Origin of the sequence: Streptomyces sp. PTY087I2 (genome assembly GCF_001687325.1) — a bacterium.
GTDB lineage: Bacteria > Actinomycetota > Actinomycetes > Streptomycetales > Streptomycetaceae > Streptomyces.
The window spans coordinates 188,077-206,433 of the sequence record NZ_LZRD01000002.1; the positions used below are offsets into that span (position 1 = coordinate 188,077).

Annotated in this window: 11 protein-coding genes; all 11 read left to right on the forward strand. The window is 73.8% G+C overall.

The genetic code is table 11. The features are described from left to right. Nucleotides 1-51: 51 nt before the first annotated feature. The gene (locus A3Q37_RS02700) at nucleotides 52-1,788 is read left to right on the forward strand and encodes a hypothetical protein (RefSeq protein WP_065477339.1); all 1,737 of its coding nucleotides are present in this window, start codon (nucleotides 52-54) and stop codon (nucleotides 1,786-1,788) included. A gap of 109 nt (nucleotides 1,789-1,897) precedes the next feature. Further along, nucleotides 1,898-3,199, forward strand: a complete 1,302-nt coding sequence (locus A3Q37_RS02705) for a cytochrome P450 (protein WP_065477012.1) — start codon at nucleotides 1,898-1,900, stop codon at nucleotides 3,197-3,199. Further along, entirely contained in the window at nucleotides 3,196-4,449 is a 1,254-nt protein-coding gene (locus A3Q37_RS02710; protein ID WP_065477014.1) for a cytochrome P450, read from the forward strand. The genes A3Q37_RS02705 and A3Q37_RS02710 overlap by 4 nt, the downstream gene beginning before the upstream one ends. A gap of 222 nt (nucleotides 4,450-4,671) precedes the next feature. After that, nucleotides 4,672-6,186, forward strand: coding sequence for an effector-associated domain 2-containing protein (locus A3Q37_RS02715; protein ID WP_065477016.1), 1,515 nt, complete (start codon nucleotides 4,672-4,674; stop codon nucleotides 6,184-6,186). Then, entirely contained in the window at nucleotides 6,183-7,283 is a 1,101-nt protein-coding gene (locus tag A3Q37_RS02720; RefSeq protein WP_065477018.1) for a MoxR family ATPase, read from the forward strand. The genes A3Q37_RS02715 and A3Q37_RS02720 overlap by 4 nt, the downstream gene beginning before the upstream one ends. Beyond that, complete coding sequence (fxsT, locus tag A3Q37_RS02725; RefSeq protein ID WP_065477020.1) at nucleotides 7,283-11,746, forward strand: FxSxx-COOH system tetratricopeptide repeat protein; 4,464 nt, start codon at nucleotides 7,283-7,285, stop codon at nucleotides 11,744-11,746. Before A3Q37_RS02720 ends, fxsT begins: the two co-directional genes overlap by 1 nt. A gap of 189 nt (nucleotides 11,747-11,935) precedes the next feature. Further along, nucleotides 11,936-13,102, forward strand: a complete 1,167-nt coding sequence (locus A3Q37_RS02730) for an alpha/beta fold hydrolase (protein ID WP_065477023.1) — start codon at nucleotides 11,936-11,938, stop codon at nucleotides 13,100-13,102. Continuing rightward, complete coding sequence (locus A3Q37_RS02735; protein WP_065477025.1) at nucleotides 13,099-14,259, forward strand: effector-associated domain 2-containing protein; 1,161 nt, start codon at nucleotides 13,099-13,101, stop codon at nucleotides 14,257-14,259. The genes A3Q37_RS02730 and A3Q37_RS02735 overlap by 4 nt, the downstream gene beginning before the upstream one ends. Nucleotides 14,260-14,363: 104 nt before the next feature. Beyond that, nucleotides 14,364-14,549 carry a hypothetical protein gene (locus tag A3Q37_RS02740; protein WP_255311713.1) on the forward strand — a complete coding sequence of 62 codons (186 nt, stop codon included), beginning with the start codon at nucleotides 14,364-14,366 and terminating at the stop codon, nucleotides 14,547-14,549. A gap of 68 nt (nucleotides 14,550-14,617) precedes the next feature. Beyond that, entirely contained in the window at nucleotides 14,618-16,585 is a 1,968-nt protein-coding gene (locus tag A3Q37_RS02745; RefSeq protein ID WP_065477030.1) for an HEXXH motif domain-containing protein, read from the forward strand. A gap of 210 nt (nucleotides 16,586-16,795) precedes the next feature. Further along, nucleotides 16,796-18,298 carry an aldehyde dehydrogenase family protein gene (locus A3Q37_RS02750; protein ID WP_065477032.1) on the forward strand — a complete coding sequence of 501 codons (1,503 nt, stop codon included), beginning with the start codon at nucleotides 16,796-16,798 and terminating at the stop codon, nucleotides 18,296-18,298. Nucleotides 18,299-18,357 lie beyond the last annotated feature (59 nt).

The following is an 18,357-nucleotide window of genomic DNA, read 5'->3' on the forward strand; positions in this document are numbered from 1 at the left end:
CGCCTCTCCGATCTTCCTCCTCCTGTTCCCCATTCTCTATCCGGAGCCATGTTGTCCTCGGTGTCATCACTGCTGAGCCGCCCGTCCGGCTGGTTCCGTCGTTCCGGCCGGACGGCCCCGTCCCGCTGGAACACGCTGGACGCGCCGAAGGCCGAGGTGCTCGGAGTGGCCCGGACGCTCACGTCCGCCACCCGGGTGGTGGACGTGATGCATCTGCTGCGGCCCGAGGACGGCATCGAGAAGTACTACACGGTCAATCCCGGATCGGCGTTCGCCGACGGCCTCGACTCCTATCTGTCCGGCCTCGGGATCCACGTGCTGAGCTGGGAGGAGGCGACCCGGCGCCCCTTCGATCTGGCCGTGAGCTGTTCGGTGCATCCGACGATGCGCCGGCTCGACGCCCCGCTGATGGTGCTGCCGCACGGCGCCGGGTACAACCGCCTGGTCACCGAGTCGACGGGCGACGCCCTCGCCCCTGCCGGGCTGTCGCGGCGGGAGCTGATGTGGCGGGGCAAGGTCGTCCCGCAGGCGATCGGCGTCTCCCACCAGGGGCAGATCGACCGGCTCACCGAGATCTGCCCCGAGGCGGCCCCGTACGCCCTGGCCGTCGGCGACTGGTGCTTCCAGCGCATCACCGCGAGCATGTCCCACCGGGACCGGTACCGCTCGCGGCTCGGCGCGGTCGACGGGCGGCGGCTGGTCGTCGTCCACTCCACCTGGAGCGAGCACTCCCTGCTCGGGCGCCATCCGGAGCTGCCGCTGCGGCTGGTCACCTCGCTCCCGGCCGACGAGTTCGCGGTCGCGGCCGTCTTCCACCCCAACGTGTGGGCCCGGCACACCCGGGCCGGGGTGCTGGAGCGGCTCGGGGCCGCGATGGACGCCGGGCTCATGATCATTCCGCCGCAGGAGGGCTGGCGGGCCGCGGTGGTGGCCAGCGACTGGGTCGTCGGCGACCACGGCAGTACGTCGTTCTACTCGGCCGCCGCCGACCGGGTCACGATGCTCGCGGCCACCGGCCTCGACGAGCTGGACCCGCTCTCTCCCGCCGCCGCGTTCGCCCGGGGCGCGCCGCGCCTGGACCCCGAAGGGGACCTCCTCGCGCAGCTGCTGGACGCGGCGCGCCGGCACGACCCGGCGGCGCTGCGGCCGGTCGTCGACGGGCAGCTCGCGTCGGTCGACACCTCCGGCGAGGTGACGCGGGCCCGGATGTACGCGTTCCTCGCCGGGCGCGGGGTCCGGGTGCCGCCGGAGGCGCCGCGCCCCCTTCCCGTACCGGCGCCCGAACCGATGCGACGGGCGCAGGTCACGGCGTACGACGTGACGGGGACCCACGACGCGTGGGGCACCGTCGAGATCCGGCGACGGCCGCTCGTCGCGGGGCACCACACCGAGGCCATCGGCTTCTACGCCGTCACCACCGAGGAGAACCACCCCCACTGGCCCGACGCCGCCGAGGTGCTGGCCCGTACGGTCGCGGACGCGGAGGTGGCCGCGCTCGACTGGATCGCGGACGCGGCCCTGCGCCACGAGAACCTCAACGTCCTGGTCGCCCGGCTGGACGAGACCCGCTGCCTCGTCCAGCTGCGCGGCGGAAGGCAGTTGGAGGCACGCACCGAACGCGCCTGGGGCGCCCGGCGGCCCGCACTCGACCCCGTACTTCTGGGGTCGGCCGTGAACCTGTGGCTGACCGACCTGGAGCGGTCGAAGGACCTGACGGACGGACTGACACTCCGGACCGGGGAGTGGAGCGTCCAGGTGGCCTTCACCCCGCCGACGCCGACCCTGTGATCAAAGATGAGCGAAACAGGGCCCAAGGGTTCACGGAACCTCCTTATAGTGGTGCCGCGTTGATCGTATGGTCACAACGCGCGAAGTCGCCGCCACTGGAGTCCGTACGATGACGAACCCCCCGTCCGCCACGCCCGCGTCCCCGACCGGTACCGGCGGAGGCTGCCCCATGGGCGCCGCCACGGGTGCCGTCGCGCTCGGAGGGCCCGGCTTCGACACCGAACCCCAGGAGCTCTACCGCTCCATGCGGCGCGAGCACGGTCCCGTCGTCCCGGTCGAGCTGCCCGGCGGCGTTCCCGTCTGGCTGGTGATCGGCTACCGGGAACTCCACCAGGTCACCACCGACGGGGAGTTGTTCCCCCGGGACGTCTCCCTGTGGAACCAGTGGGGCAACATCCCCGCCGACTGGCCGCTGCTGCCCATGGTGGGCACGCCGATGCCGTCCATCTACTTCACCGCCGGGGCCGAGCACCGCCGCCATGTCGACATGGTCGTCCCCGCCCTCGAAGGAGCCGACCCCTTCGAAATCCGTCAGCACTGCGAGCAGTTGGCCGACCGGCTCATCGACGCCGTGTGCAGCCGGGGAACCGCCGACCTCGTCGCCGAGTACGCCGAGCCGCTGCCCGTCCTCGTGCTCGCCCGGCTCGTCGGCTTCCCCGACGACGAGGGCGCCGACATCGCGCGGGTGCTCAAGGACCTCGCCGACGGCGGGCCCGGCGCGCAGAAGGCGCACCTGCGCTTCGGCGAGCACATGCAGCGGCTCGTCGCGGACAGGCGGGCCCGGCCCGGCGACGACGTGACCTCGCGGATGCTGGCCCACCCCGGGCCGTTCACCGACGAGGAGTACGCCCTCGACCTGATGGCCATCACGGCCGCCGGGCACCTGACCACCGCCGACTGGATCAGCAACTCCACCCGGCTGATGCTTACCGAGGACCAGTTCGCCGACGCGCTGTCCGGCGGTCGGCACAGTGTCGCCGAGGCCATGAACGAGGTGCTCTGGGAGGACGGCCCCACCCAGATCCTGGCCGGCCGCTGGGCCGCGCGTGACGCCCGGCTCGGCGGCCGGAACATCGCCCGCGGCGACATGCTGCTGCTCGGCCTCGGCGCCGCCAACGCCGACCCCCACATCCGGCAGCAGGTCACCGCCTCCGCCGTCCGCTCCGGGCAGGGCGGCAACAGCGCCCATCTGGCGTTCAGCCACGGCGAGTACCGCTGCCCCTTCCCCGCCCAGGAGATCGCCGAGATCATCGCCCGTACCGGCATCGAAGTGCTGCTGGACCGGCTGCCCGATCTCGAACTGGCCGTCCCCGCCGCCGACCTGGTCCGCCGGCCGTCCGCGTTCCTGCGCGGCACGACCGCGCTGCCCGTCCGCTTCACCCCCGTACGCACGACAGGAGACGCGTTGTGAACTGCCCGCACGCCGAAGCCGCTCAAGCCGGCCGGAACGCCGGGGTCATCACCATCGACCCCATGGTCCAGGACCTGGACGGTGAGACCGTACGGCTGCGCGACGCCGGGGTCCTCGCCCGGATCGACCTGCTCGGCGTCCCGGCCTGGACGGTCACTCGGCACGCCGAGGCGCGCCAACTCCTCGTCGATCCGCGGCTGGTGAAGGACATCGACGCCTGGGGCCTGTGGCAGAGCGGAGTGGTGACACGTGCATGGCCGCTGATCGGCATGATCGACGCCGGTCGCTCCATGTTCACCGTCGACGGCTCCGAGCACCGGCGGCTGCGCACCAAGACCTCGCAGGCGCTGACCCCCCGCCGACTGGAGGCGATCCGCCCGGACATCGAGAAGTTCACCGACGAACTGCTGGACGCCCTCGACGCGGCACAGGGCGAGGACGGGGTCGTCGACCTGAAGGCGGTGTTCGCCCAGCCGCTGCCGATGAAGGTCGTCGGCATGCTGATGGGCGTCGACGAGTCCCAGCACGCCATGCTCACCCGGCAGTACAAGGCGTTCTTCTCCATGCTCACCCCGCAGGACGAACGCCTCGCCCTGCTCGCGGAGTTGGACGTCTTCTACACCGACCTCGTACGGGAGAAGACCGCCCGGCCCACGGACGACCTCACCAGCGCGCTGATCCTGGCCGAGGAGGGCGGCGAACCGCTCACCGAGGAGGAGGTGGTGGGCAACCTCAAGGCCATGGTCGCCGCCGGGCACGAGACCACCATCGGACTCGTCCTCAACGCCGTCCGCGCCCTCCTCTCCCACCCCGACCAGCTGCGCCAGGTGCTCGACGGGGAGATCGGCTGGGACGCGGTGATCGAGGAGACACTGCGCTGGGACACCCCCACCACCCATCTGCTCATGCGGTTCGCCACCGAGGACATAGCCGTCGGCGACGAGGTGATCCGCAAGGGCGAGGGAGTCGTCATCTCCTACCGGGCCATCGGCCGGGACTTCGAGCAGCACGGCCCCGACGCCGACGCCTTCGACATCACCCGGCCCACCCGCAACCGCCACATGACCTTCGGCCACGGCCCGCACATCTGTCCCGGCGCGGCCCTCTCGCGCGTCGAGGCGGGCATCGCGCTGCCCGCCCTGTTCGGCCGCTTCCCCGGACTCCGCCTCGCCGTCCCGGACGAGGAGATCACCAAACTTCCGGTGATGACGCAGAACGACATGGCCGCCTTCCCGGTTCTCCTGGGCTGACGGCGGGGTTGGCCGGGGGCGGGGGAGAGGCCGTATCGCCCGGCCGTGCCCCCGCCCCGGACGTGGTGCTCCGCTCGGCCGGCCCCCTCATCCCCGTGCCCGGGCGGGACCCGGAATTCCGGTCGCCGGGGCCGGGCAAGATCCTGGTTGCCGAAGATTCAACCGTGGTAACTTCGCGTTCAGCCATGTGAGTTGGACCGACTCGGCGGGGGATGGTCGGCGATGAATGCTGTCCCGCACGGGCGCCCGGGACCGGACCTGGCGCAGATCCTGGTCGACGCGCTGACTCTGCTCGACTGCGTCAAGGACCGGACTCAGCGGATCGAGTTCGTGCACGCCGTGGCCTACCGGCTCGACATCGAACTGACCCACCCGGACAGCACCCCTCGCACCGACATGATGTACGTGGTCCGCAAGGTGATCCACCGGCCCGACGGCCCCGAGGCCCTGATCTACGCGGTCCGCGCCGTCTCCGGCAAGGACGACGCCGAGCGGATCGCCGCCGAGGCGGGGATCCGGACCGACAGCGAGCGGCCGGCCCCCTGGCCCGCGCCCCTCTTCGCCGACGACATCGCCCGCCAGGCGCGCCGGCTGCTCGGCGAGGCCACGGACATCGACGCCGGACGGCTGCGCGCCCTGCTCGCCGAGGAACTGCCCGGGGAGCTGCCCGACCACGGGACACCGGCCGAACTCTTCGACCACGCACAGGACATGACCGCCTGCGCCGACGGCCTCCCGGCCGCCGTCGTCCTGGTCGAGGCGGCCGCGGCCCTCTCGGCCGAGCGCGGCGCACCCCTGCGCGCGTGGTCGGACCGCTGGGCCGCGGGCGACCCCACCGCACCGGACCACGACGCCCGGGCGCCCGTCCCCGGGGCGGCCGACGCGCTCGCCGGCTGCCGGGAGCGCCTTAAGCGCCCCGCCGCCCCCGACCCGACCGTGCCCCGCTGCCTGGTCGTGATGGTCGACCCGGCGCGGGACGGCTCACCCGACGTCTTCGTCCGGCACTGGATCAACAAGGTCCCCGGCTACTGGCGGCCGGAACCCGGCACGGTGGAGACCGCCACCCTGGACACCCTGGCCGGGGCCGTCGAACGCGCCGTCGACCGGGGTGAGACGCTGTGGGCCGACCGCCCCGTGGCCGGCGCGGGCCCCGTACACGTCGAATTCCTTCTGCCCTTCGATCTGCTCAACCACGACATGGCCCGCCTGGAGCTGGGTACCCGGACCCCGAGGTCGTGGCCGTTAGGGATGCGCTACCGGGTCCATCTGCGCAGCCTGGACCGGATGCGCGGCGACGCCGGGCAACTGCGCCGCTGGCAGGCCCGCTGGGACCGGCTGCGGACCGCGCCCGCCCCGGCCACCCACCGGTGGCGGGCGGCGGACCGGGGCGGATTCGAACGCTGGCGGGCGCGGCTCGCGGGCGACGAGTCGCTGACCGCGGTCATCCTCGACGAGCCCGCCGTCCAGGGGCACGGCCTGGAGGCGCTTCAGGCCGCCGTCGTCGAGGGCGTCGGTCTCGCCGCCTGGGACCGCAGGCCGCGGAGCACGTCACAGTCCAGCGAGCTCCTCACGCTGCTCCTGGGCCACTCGTACGGACAACTGCCGGAAACGGTGAACAGGTTGAGGGTCGGGGCGGAGATCGATGAGGACGGCCCGCTGTGGCTGGGTCGGCACATCGCCTTCTTCTGGGATGATCCTCACCGACTCGTCGACCGCGAGGAGTTGATGTCGGCATGACCGGGCAGACCCCTGCCGCACCACCGTCGCCGCCACCCCCCTGGTGGGTGTTCCACGCGACCGGAAAGGCGCCCGGGGCCGAGCCGCCGGAGCTGCCCGCACCACCTCCCTGGCGCACCTTCCCCGGGGCACCGCTCCAGCCCCCACCGCCGGACGACGACCGCGCCGCCGAACGCCGCCTCGGCCGGATCCAGGACGGGCCGCAACTGCGCCGCGAGGAGATCGACGCGGTCAACGCGGCCATCCTGCTGCGCCGCCCGCTGCTCATCACCGGTCCGCCGGGCGTCGGCAAGTCCACCCTCGCCTATCTGCTCGCCCGTGAGCTGGGGCTCGGCCGGGTCCTGCCCTGGAGCGTCGTCAGCCGCAGCACACTGAAGGACGGTCTGTACGCGTACGACGCGATCGGCCGCGCCCAGGCCATCGCCGCCTGGCGGGCCGGCGACACCGGAAACCCGCCCGACACCGGAAACCCGCCCGGCACCGGAAACCAGCCCGGTACCGACCCCGAACCCGGCGAAGAGCCGCCCACGCTGGGCGACTTCGTCACCCTCGGCCCGCTCGGCACCGCGCTCCTCGCCTACGAGCGCCCCCGGGTGCTCCTCGTCGACGAGCTGGACAAGAGCGACATCGACCTGCCCAACGACCTCCTGCACGTTCTGGAGAACGGCAGCTACGAGATCCCCGAACTCGTCCGCAGCAACGAGGAGTCGGCGACCGTGTTCACCGACGACCCGCACGGCACGGCGGTCGTCGAGGGCGGCCGGGTCGAGTGCGCGCAGTTCCCCGTCGTGGTCATCACCAGCAACGGCGAACGGGAGTTCCCCGCCGCATTCCGCCGCCGCTGCCTGCCGCTGGAGATGGAACCGCCGGGCCGCGAGCAGCTCATCGGCATCGTCGTCAGCCATCTGCGACAGCGCCCGGAGGGTGTCGAGGCGCTGGTGGACGAGTTCGTCAACCGGCTGCGCGGCGGCGGCACCCAGTCGATCGACCAGTTGCTCAACGCCGTCCAGCTGACCACCGCGGGCGGTTTTCAAGCGGATGCCGACGGGCGTAAACTCCTCGAGATGCTCCTCCGAGACCTCTCGAAGGGCCGCTGATGAACGGCTTGCCCAGGGAGCGTGCTCCGGACTCCGCGTCCGCGTCGGCCGGCTCCTCCGATCGTGCCACCGGCGACCGACCCGAGGGCGGCAGCCCGTACGACCCGGGCGCGGCCGACTGGACGGGGCTCGCCGACGCCGCCTGGCTCGCCGCCGCCCGGATCGGCGCCGACCGCGCCAGCGGACCCGCCCCGGACCGGCCCACCCCCGCCGAACGGCACCCCGACACGCCCGCTGCCGTCCACCCGTCGCCCGACGAGCCACGCCGCGACCGAGCGCCCCGCCCCCTCCTCGAACCGGTCCCCGACCCGCCGGCCCACCCCGCGCGCGACGCCGTGCCCGGGGTCTCCGGGCTGCCGGGGCCACCGGCGTACGAACGGGAGATCCAGACCTCCACGGAACGCGCCGGCACCGGCACCCACCCCGGCCCCGACCGGCTGCCGGGGCGCGGCCCCCGCGCCGTGCGGACGGGCCCGCCGCTGCTGGCCAGGTCCCTGCGCGGGCTGGGCCGCAGGGTGCCCACCGGCGGCCGGAGCGCGCTGGACGAGGAGAGCACCGCCGAGCACGGGCTCACCGACGGGCTCTGGATCCCCTACTTCCTCCCCGACCGCGAGCGCGCCTTCGACCTGGTGCTCCTCGTCGACCGCGCCCCCACCATGCCGCCGTGGCACGGCACCGTCCGGCAGATCGCCGACGAGGCCGCCCACAGCGGAGCCTTCCGCGATGTGCGCACCGTCGGGGTGACCCTGCCGGCCGGAGCAGGCGAACCCGCGCTGCGCTGGCCCGGCGGGCGCGACGGCGACCCCGCCGAACTGGTCGACGGCCGCGGCTCCCGGCTCTTCCTCGTCGTCACGGACGGACTCGCCCCCGGCTGGGCGGGCCCGGGAGCCGACCGGTTACTGGAACGGCTCGCCTCGGGCGGGCCCACCGCCCTCGTCCACCTCCTGCCGCCCTATCTGCGCCACCGCTCCTCGCTGTTCCCCTTCCGCGCCCAACTGGACGCCGGAGGCTTCGGCGCACCGAACCGGCGCTTCCACTGCCGCCCGCCGCTCGGCGCCCACGACCCCGTCCGGCCGCTGCCCGAACCGGACGACGACACCGTGCCCGTACCGGTGCTCAGCGTGCGCCCCGGCTCCTTCCGCGCCTGGGCCGACCTGGTGACCGGCGAACGCGGGGTGCGACGGACGCTGCCGGTCGTGCTGGCGGGCGCGATGGCCAAGGGCGCCTCCGCCCCCGGGCTGCGCACCCCGGTCGTCGACGGCCCCCGCGCGGCGGCCGCCGCCGTACGCAGGTTCCGCTCGCTCGCCGGCCCCCTGGCGCGGCAGCTGGCCGGGCTGCTGGCCCTCGTCCCGATGGACTTCGCCGTCATCGAGGAGCTGCGCGAGCTGGCCCTGCCGGAGGCCGGGCCCGAGCACCTCGCCGAGGTCATGATGGGCGGCCTGATCGACTGGGGCACCGACACCGGTACCGGCACCGATGACGGACCGGACTTCGCCGACGGCGTACGCGAAGCACTCCTCGCCACCAGCACCCGGACCCAACTCGCCCGTACGGTCAACCTGCTGGCGGAGTTGCGGACCGGGCGGGGCCACGGCGCCCGGCTCCGCGCCGCCCTCCACGACCCGGTACGCACCGCCCTGCCCGACACGGAGCCCGGCGCCCGCCCCTGGCTGAGGATCGAACTCGCGGTTCTGCGGGCGCTGGCAGGACCGTACGCCGGCCGGGCCGCCCGGGTGGCCACCCGGCTGGTGCGTCCGCCGCGCGGCACCCCTGCCCAGCCGGGTGAGATCGTCTGGAAACCGATGAAAGACGCCTCGAATTGGGCAAAGCTGCCACCGGAAAGCGTCGTTTCACCAGGAGGACCCGTGCCGCCCACGACACCCACAGCAGCTGACACCTCGGTACCAGCTGACGATCCAGCCCGGAGGGCTCACGCGGAGATGAACGTCAAAGCGCCGGAAGCACGCTTCGTCCGTTCGGGCCAGCCGAAGATCATGGGCAACGTACCGCCCAAGAACCCCAACTTCACCGGCCGCGAGTCCCTTCTCGCCGCCGTGGAGCGGCAGCTGGCCGAGGACGAGACGACGGCGGTCCTCCCGCACGCTCTGCACGGGCTCGGCGGTGTGGGCAAATCGCAGATCGCGGTGGAGTACGTCTACCGCCACAGCGGCGAGTACAACGTCATCTGGTGGATCCCCGCCGAACAGGAAAGCCTGATCCTGGCCGCGCTCGCCGAACTGGCGGCCGGCCTCGGCCTGGAGGTCGGCCCGCAGGCCAACACCGCCGTGCCCGCCGTCCGCGAGGCCCTGCGCACCGGCAAGCCCTTCGACAACTGGCTGCTGGTCTTCGACAACGCCGAGGACATCGACGCGGTGCGCTCGTACTTCCCCAACGGCGGCCCGGGCAAGATCATCGTCACCTCGCGCAACCGGGAGTGGGAGCGGGTCGCCACACCGCTCAGCGTCGACGTCTTCGACCGTGAGGAGAGCATCGCCCTGCTCCAGCGCCGGGCCCGGGGACTGAGCACCGACGACGCGGGCCGGCTCGCCGAGGCGCTCGGCGATCTGCCGCTGGCCGTCGAGCAGGCCGGAGCCTGGCACGCGGCCACCGGCATGCCCGTCGACGAGTACCTCCAACTGCTGGAAGAACGCCGCCCCGAGATCCTCGACCTCGCCCCGTCCCCCGACTACCCGCTGCCCGTCGCCGCCGTCTGGGACATCTCGCTCGGCAGGCTCACTGCCGAGAACCCTGCCGCCCGCCAACTCCTCCAGATCTGCGCCTGCATGGCGCCCGAGCCCATCCCGCTGAACATGCTCCGCGGCGGCCGCAACGTCCAGATCACCCCCGAGCTGGACCCTGTGCTCCGGGACCCGCTGCTGCTCGCCCGCGCCACCCGTGATCTGAGCAAGCTCTCGCTGGTCCGCCTCGACCACAAGGCCGGCACGCTCCAGATGCACCGGCTCATGCAGAACGTGATCGTCGCCCGGCTGGATCCGGAGGAGCGGGAGCGGATGCGCAACGCCGCCCACCTGCTGCTGACCACCGCCAAACCGGGCCTGCCCGCCTCACCGGAACAGTGGTCCACCTACCTCGGACTGCTGCCCCACATGATCGCCTCCGACGCGGTCAGCAGCTCGGACGCCTGGGTGCGCGACCTGGTGTTCGACATGGTCACCTTCCTCTACTACTGGGGCGCGCACGACGCGGGCGCCGACCTGACCCGGCAGGCGTGGGAGGCATGGAGCGAGCAGTCCGCCGAGGACGACCTGCATGTCATCCGGATCACCAAGATGCTCGGCTTCTATCTCCATCACCTCGGCCGGATCGCGGAGGCCGCGGCGCTGAGCGAACAGGCCATGGAAGTCTCGCGCACCGCGCCGATCCCCGAGGAGGAGGTGATCGACTCCATGCTCCAGCTGGCCGGATCGCTGCGGTACCGGGGCGACTTCGAGGCCGCCCGCGAGCTGAGCGCCGAGGCCTACGAGCGGGCGAGCGACCTCTACGGCCCGGAGGACCCGACGACGCTGAGCGCGGCCCACAGCTACGGCCTCTCGCTGCGGGTGAACGGCGACTTCCGGCAGGCGCGGGAGATCGACGAGGAGTCCGCCAGGCAGCGGCAGTTGCTCTACGGCCCGACCAGCGGGCTCACCGTCAACACCCTGAGCGCCCTGGCGGCGGACACCCGCGAGGCGGGCGACTTCCTGGAAGCCCGGGCCCTCCAGGAGTCGACCTACCAGACCTACCGCACCCACTTCGGCCCCACCAACGCGGCGACGATCCGGGCCGCGCTGAACCTCGCGATCTGCCGTCGCCGGGCCGGATTCCTGGAGGGGGCGGCCGAGTTGGTCGAGGACATCCTGGAGCGCTTCACCAGCAGGTACGGTCCGGAGTACCCGGAAACCCTGGGCGCGGCCCTGGCGGCGGTCGTCGACCGCAGGATCGCGGGCCGGCTGGAGGACTCCCGCCGTCTCGGGCGGCAGACCCTCGACGGCTACCGGGACATCTTCGGCGCCCACCACCCGTACACCCTCTGCGCCATGATCAATGTGGCCGCCACCCTGCGGGCGCTGGGTGAAGTGGAGGAGGCCGAGCGGCTGGACACGGTCGCGGGGGAACGGCTCCGCGCGGACCTGGGGGAGCGGCACGTCTACTCGCTGGCCGCCGCGCTGGGCCGGGCCAACGACCATTACGCCCGGCTGGACTTCGCCGGTGCCCTGGAGGTCGACAGCGCCACGCTGCCCCTGCTCACCGAAGTGGCGGGCGAGGACCACCCCTTCACCCTCGTCTGCGTCGCGAACCTCTCCCTGGACCATCGCGGACTCGGCCACTCGACGGAGGCGGACCGGCTCAACGCCCGTGCGGTGGAGGGCCTGACGCGGGTTCTGGGGGAGGAGCACCCGTGGCGGACCTCGGCCCGGCTGCACCAGCGCATCGAGTACGACCCGACGGTGATCCCGTTGTGAGACGACGGACCGGTACGGGGGCGAGCCCGGGGCTGCCAGTCGAGGGAGAGCCGAACTCGGCAACGCGGGGCCGGGGGGAGAGCCGAGTCCGGGGCCGCAGGGCCGGGAGACCGCTGACGGGAAACGTGTGACGGGCCGCGGCTGACGGGTATGCCACTGGCAGGTATGCCGCTGACGGGGGGGCGACACATGACCACGGTCATCTTCATCCACGGCACAGGGGTGCGGCCACCGCACACCGAGGCCCTGAACGCGCGGGTCACGGCCTCGCTCGCCGAGGCCGCCCGGGGCGTGCGGGTCGTGCCGCTCGACTGGGGCGAGCGGTACGGCGCCCGGCTCGCGGCGGGCGGAGCCAGCATTCCGCCCGACGGGTTCGCGGCCACCGGACGGGACGCGGAGGGCGAGGAGGAGGACGAGGAGACCGCCGCCTGGGAACGCCTGTACGGGGACCCGGAGGCGGAGTTGGCCCTGGCCGCCGCGCACGGCCCTGCGGGAGAGACACCCCCGGGCGCGGCGTTCCCGGACGAGGAGTTCCGGGAGCGGCTGGCGGCGCTGGCCGCCCGGGGCGAGGACGTCGCCCCGGAGCTGGGGCCCGGCCTCGGGGCACGGGCCGCCGCCCTCGCCCGCAGCCCCCTGCTCGCCCCGGCCGCCGAAGCCCTCGACGCCGAAGACCTGGCGCCGCTCCTGGCTCGCGCGCTGGCCGCCGCCGTGATCGGGGCAGCCCTGGCGGAGGACGCGCCCGTCCTCTGCGACGGCGCGGCCCGTGACGCCGCCGTGGACCGGATCGCCCGGGAGCTCGGCGCCACCACGCCCGGCTCCACGAGGGGTCCGGTGGGCCGGCTGTTGGGCCGGCCCGTGCTGCGGCTCGGGTCCCGTTACGCGGTGCGCCGCCGTCGCGCCCTCACCGGGGCGGCCCACCCGGCGGCGGGCGACGTGCTCAAGTTCCTCGTACGGGGCGGGCCCCTGCGCTCCGCCCTGCGCGAGCTGGCCGCCGCCGTGGAGCCGCCCGTCGTCCTCCTCGGCCACAGCCTCGGCGGGATCATCGCCCTCGACACGCTGATCGAGGCCCCGCTGCCCGGCGTCCGGCTGCTGGTCACGGTGGGCTCGCAGGCGCCGTTCCTGTACGAGACGGGGGCGCTGCCCCACCTCGACCACCCGGAGCCTCTGCCCGCGCACGTTCCCGGCTGGCTCAACATCCACGACCGCCGCGATCTGCTCGGCTTCGCCGCCGCACCGGTGTTCCCCGGCCGGGCCGAGGACATCGCGACGGACAACCGGCAGCCGTTCCCCGTCGCCCACAGCGCCTACTGGAGCGACCCGGTTGTCTACCGCGCCATCGCGGAGCGGCTGCCGTGAGCGCGGGCCCGGACCGCTCGGCCGCCGTGGCCGGGGCCGACGTCGACCCGGCACGTGTGGTGGCGCTCGTCGTCGGCGTGGAGGCCTATGCGGCGGGACCGCGCTGGACGCTGCCGGGCCCGGTCCGCGACGCCCTGCGGTTCCGGGACTGGCTGCGGTCCACGGGCGTGCCGGACGCCAACATCCTGCTGCACCTGGCCCCGGCGGAGCGGACGGACGCGGTCACCGGCCACCGCGACGCCGACCACGAGACCCTGCGGCGGGTCCTCGTCCATGAACTGCCGACCCGGCAGGGCGACATGCTCTGGATCTGGTGGGGCGGGCACGGCGTCCTGGACCGGGACGAACATCTGCGGCTCTACTGCGCCGACGCCACGGACGCCGACCGGCGCAACATCGACCTGGAGTCCGCCCGCCGCCGGCTGAGCAGCGACGTCCTGCCCGGCTTCGAACAGCAGAACTGGGTCGTCGACGCCTGCCAGACCTTCGAGGAGCGCCACCGCTCCGCCGTGACGATCCCGGACGGGAGCCTCCCCGCCGGGCAGCGCCTGCGGGTCCACCGGCAGAGCGTGCTGCTGGCCGCCGACCGGGGGCAGCGCGCGGCCAACGACCCCGTACGCGGGCAGGGTGTCTTCTCGGACATCCTCCTGCGCGAGCTGGCCGTCCTGCCCGGCGGCCCGGCCCCCGACCCGGAAGCGCTCTTCGCGGCCGTCCGGGGCCGGTTCGACCGGCTGCGCGCCGAGGGGAGCCACAGCCAACTGCCCACGCTTCAGCTGCACCACCCCGGACACACGGAACATCTGCCCGCCCCTCCGGCCCCGCCCGCACCACGGAACGGAGGCGGTCCCGGGGGCGGTCGGGCGGCCGGCGGGCTGGTCCGGGTGGTCGACGCGCTCCTCGCCTATCCGCTGATGAGCGACCGTGACGAACGCCAGGCGATGGTCGCCGAGCTGGACCCCGTCCTGGTGGCTCGAATGCCGCGGCACGTGGTGCCCCGTACGGATGTCCTGGGCATCCTGCGAACGCTGCGGCGGCGCCCGGAAGGCCCCTGGGACCTCTACCGGGCCGTCACGCTGCTCGACGACGACCCGGACCGGGCCGCCGAACTGGAGGAGGCCCTAAGGGAGTTCCTGGCCGAGAATCGACCGGCTCCCTGATCGTCCGGCGTGATCGCACGGGTTTCCGGAAGGCAACCCATTCGTCATGATGGGAAGAGACGGGTGGCATCGTGTGCCGCCGGATCGAAAAGGGGGAACAGGCCTTGCAGCAGACGGCATCGGCCGGTGATCCGGCCGACTACCTGGAGTCCGATGTCGCGGACCTCGCGGAGGTGGACGTCGCCTCCGTGCGCGATCTCGCTCCCGCTCCCGGACGGCGTCTGCTGGAGGAGATCCGAAGAGCGCGCACCAGCACGCTGTCGGAGCCTCCCACCGCTCGCGCCGACTGAGCGCTGTGCGGCCCGCCCCGGGAAAGACCTCGCAGGGGTCGCGTCGGGACCACGACAGAGGAGAGCGGGTGCAGGCACCCATACGGATGCCCGGCCGCTGGTTCGACGAACTGGCCACGGGCGGCGGGTCGGTGGAGGCCATCGGCTTCCTCGCACAGGGTGAGCGGTCCCGACGCCTCCTCCTGATCGGCGAGTTGCTGAGCCGGCTGGAGGAGCGGCCCGCCCTGCTGGGCCCCGCCGACCTCGGTTCCATCTGGCGGACCGTGGAGCGGGCCGAGGCGCGGATGCCGGGCTCCGCCGAGGAGTTGCTGATCGGCCCCCAGGTGGGCAGCTGGCTCGCCCACATCCTGCGCCGCCTGCACGGTACCGCCGTCGGCCCTCCGCTCTGGGTGGACGCCGGGCACCTGGCCGCCGTCGCACTGGTGGCCGTGCTGCGCGCCGGGACGGATGCCGATCTCGTCGTACCGGCGCGAGAAGGCGCGGTGTCCCTGCCGACGCTCGGCCTCGCCCGGCTGCCCGGCGCCCCGCTGCTCGGCTTCCAGCCGGTCCGCGCGCGCGTACGGGACGGGGAGTTGCGGCTCGCCGCGACCGTACAGGACACGGGGGCGACCGCCCTGACCCTGCGCCCGCTCACCGCACCGCAGAGCGCCGTGTGGTGGCCGACGCACCGGCTGCCGGTCGGGAAGGACGGGCCCGAGGTCGCCCTCGACGACACCGACCCCTACCGCGACCTCGACCGCCCGATCCCGCCCCGTCGGCTCACCCCACGTGAACTCGCCACCTGGCAGCGGCTGTTCGCCGAGGCGGTCGCGCTGCTCGACCGCGACCCGGCGTCTGTCTCCGGCTCCGCCTCCGACGGCCCGCCTGATACCGGAAGCCCCGGACCCCGTACCGACATCGACACCGGCCCCAGTCCCCGTACCGATACCAACACCGGCCCCGGCTCCGGCCCCCGTACCACCGCCACCCGCCCCGGCACGCTCCGCCCCGAGGCGATCAGGCGCATCGTCCCCTGGCCCGGGCGGCTGCCGGACGGCCCCGTCGAAGGGCTCAGCGCGTCCACCGCGGACGCGTTCGGCTCCATGGTGGTGGCCGAGCCGCCGAACGGCGCGGCTCTGGCTGAGACGATGGTCCACGAGTTCCAGCACAGCAAGCTCGGCGCGCTGCTCCACCTCTTCGCGATGCTCGACGACGACCGCACGGAGGAGCACTACGCCCCATGGCGCCCGGACCCGCGCCATCTGCCGGGCCTCCTCCACGGTGCGTACGCCTTCGTCGGCGTCGCCGGATTCTGGCGGGACCGGGTCGGGGACCGGGCGGCCGATCCGCTGGACCTGGCGCCCTTCCGGTTCGCGCTCCGCCGCCTCCAGACCCGTACGGTCCTGCGGACCCTCGCGACCCGCGCGGCGCTCACCGGACCCGGCCGCCGACTGGTCGCCGGGCTCACCCGCACCGTCGACGGCTGGCTGCGCGAACCCGTGGACGGGCCGGCCGTGGCGCGGGCCCGTGCGGCGGCGGCCGGGCACCGGGCCGAGTGGCGGCTGCGTCATCTGCGGTGCGGGGACGAGGAGCGCGCCGGGCTGGCGGCGGCGGTGCGCTCCGGGGCCCCGCTCCCGTTTCCCCGGCCGCCCCGGCTCGTCCCGGCGGCGGAACGCACCCACTGGCGTGACGTACGGGGTGCGCTCTACCTCCGCCCGGATGCCGCGGATGCCGCGGATGCCGCGGGTGCCGCGGCGGACAGGGGGCGGGACGGAGCGCCGGACCTGGCACCGGACACCGCGCCACTCCACGCCGACGTCCTGCTGGTCCACGGTGAGGCCGCAGCGGCACGGGAGGCCTACCGGGAGCACGCGGCGGCCGCCCCGGGGGATCCGCATCTGCTGGCGGGGTGGCTGCTGGCGCACAGCGCGCTCCACCCCGGCCACCGGCGGCTCCTCGCCCGCCCCGAGCGGTTCGCCGCCGCCGTCGAGGGGCAGGGGCCTGAGCTGTGGGAGCACGCGGCGCACCGGCTGGCGGCTCCGCGATCACCCGCCTGACCAGCACCGGGACCGATCGGGAGGGGCCCGGGAAGCGTCCCGCAGAGGCCGTCACGCGTGAGGCGCATCACTCTGCGTGAAATTCTCGGCATACATTCTGCCGGACTGGGGAGGGGTCCAGGCCGCTGGTGCGCCGGATGTCGGCCCGCCATGCGCATGCCCTGGCCGAAACCGGAGGGGGCATTTCAGGCACGGAAGGCTAAACACGACATGCTGGAGCTCAGCACCATCCACATCGACGGCACCTGGCGCGCCGCCGTATCGGGCGAGACCCGCACGGTCCTCGACCCCGCCGACGCCACGGTCCTGGCCGTCGTCGCGGAGGGCGGCGTGGCGGACACCGACGCGGCGATCGCGGCGGCGCGGCGCGCCTTCGACGACGGGCCCTGGCCGCACCGGCCCGTCGCCGAGCGGGCCGGGCTGCTGCGCCGGGTCGCCGAGCTGCTCCAGCGGGACCGCGAGGAGATCGCGATCACCGAGAGCCGCGACACCGGCAAGACCCTGGAGGAGGGCCGCGTCGACGTCGACGACGTCACCAACGCCTTCCGCTACTTCGCCGACCTCGTGATGAACGAGAGCGGCGGCCGGGTCGTCGACGCGGGCGACCCCGACGTCCACAGCATCGTCGTCCACGAGCCCGTCGGCGTCTGCGCCCTCATCGCGCCCTGGAACTACCCCCTCCTCCAGGCCAGCTGGAAGATCGCGCCCGCTCTCGCCGCGGGCAACACCTTCGTGCTCAAGCCCAGCGAGGTCACCCCGCTCTCCACCGTCCACCTGATCAAGCTGCTCGCCGAGGCCGGGCTCCCCGACGGGGCCGCCAACCTCGTCACCGGCGCGGGCGACCCGGTGGGCGCCCGGCTCTCCGAGCACCCGGACGTCGACCTGGTCTCCTTCACCGGCGGCCTCGCCAGCGGTACGAAGGTGGCCCAGGCGGCCGCGCCGACCGTGAAGAAGGTCGCCCTGGAGCTCGGCGGCAAGAATCCCAACGTGGTCTTCGCCGACGCGTGCGCCACCGACGAGGGCTTCGACACCGCCGTCGACCAGGCGCTGAACGCCGCGTTCTTCCACAGCGGCCAGGTCTGCTCCGCCGGCGCCCGCCTGATCATCGAGGAGAGCGTCCGCGACCGGTTCGTCACCGAGCTGGCCCGCCGCGCCGACGCCGTCCGCCTCGGCCGGGGCACCCTCGACGGCGTGGAGTGCGGCCCCCTCGTCTCCGCCCAGCAGCTCGCCAAGGTCGAGGCGTACGTCGCCTCCGCCCGCGAGGAGGGCGCGATCGTCCGGGCCGGCGGCGAACGCCCGAAGCCGAGCGACGTACTCCCCGAGGGCGGCTACTTCTACCGGCCGACCGTCCTCGACGGCTGCCACCGCGAGATGAAGGTGGTCCGCGAGGAGACCTTCGGCCCAATTCTCACCGTCGAGACCTTCCGTACCGAGGAAGAGGCCATCACGCTGGCCAACGACACCGACTACGGGCTCGCCGGCGCCGTCTGGACGACCGACGCCGGCCGCGCCCGCCGGGTCGCCGGACGGCTGCGCCACGGCACCGTCTGGATCAACGACTACCACCCCTACCTCCCGCAGGCCGAGTGGGGCGGCTTCGGGAAGTCCGGCACGGGACGCGAGCTCGGGCCGACCGGGCTCGCCGAGTACCGCGAGTCCAAGCACATCTACCAGAACCTCAACCCGCGCCCCCAGCGCTGGTTCGCCGGCTGACGCCTGCGGGGGCCGGGCGGTTCATCCGTATCCGCCCGGCCCCACCCGGCTGTTCGCAG

Bases quoted from the DNA above. Each gene is read 5' to 3' on its own strand.
- A3Q37_RS02720 (WP_065477018.1), top strand. From the start codon at position 6,183: ATGACCGGGCAGACCCCTGCCGCACCACCGTCGCCGCCACCCCCCTGG.
- fxsT (WP_065477020.1), top strand. From the start codon at position 7,283: ATGAACGGCTTGCCCAGGGAGCGTGCTCCGGACTCCGCGTCCGCGTCG.
- A3Q37_RS02715 (WP_065477016.1), top strand. From the start codon at position 4,672: ATGAATGCTGTCCCGCACGGGCGCCCGGGACCGGACCTGGCGCAGATC.
- A3Q37_RS02730 (WP_065477023.1), top strand. From the start codon at position 11,936: ATGACCACGGTCATCTTCATCCACGGCACAGGGGTGCGGCCACCGCAC.
- A3Q37_RS02705 (WP_065477012.1), top strand. From the start codon at position 1,898: ATGACGAACCCCCCGTCCGCCACGCCCGCGTCCCCGACCGGTACCGGC.
- A3Q37_RS02750 (WP_065477032.1), top strand. From the start codon at position 16,796: ATGCTGGAGCTCAGCACCATCCACATCGACGGCACCTGGCGCGCCGCC.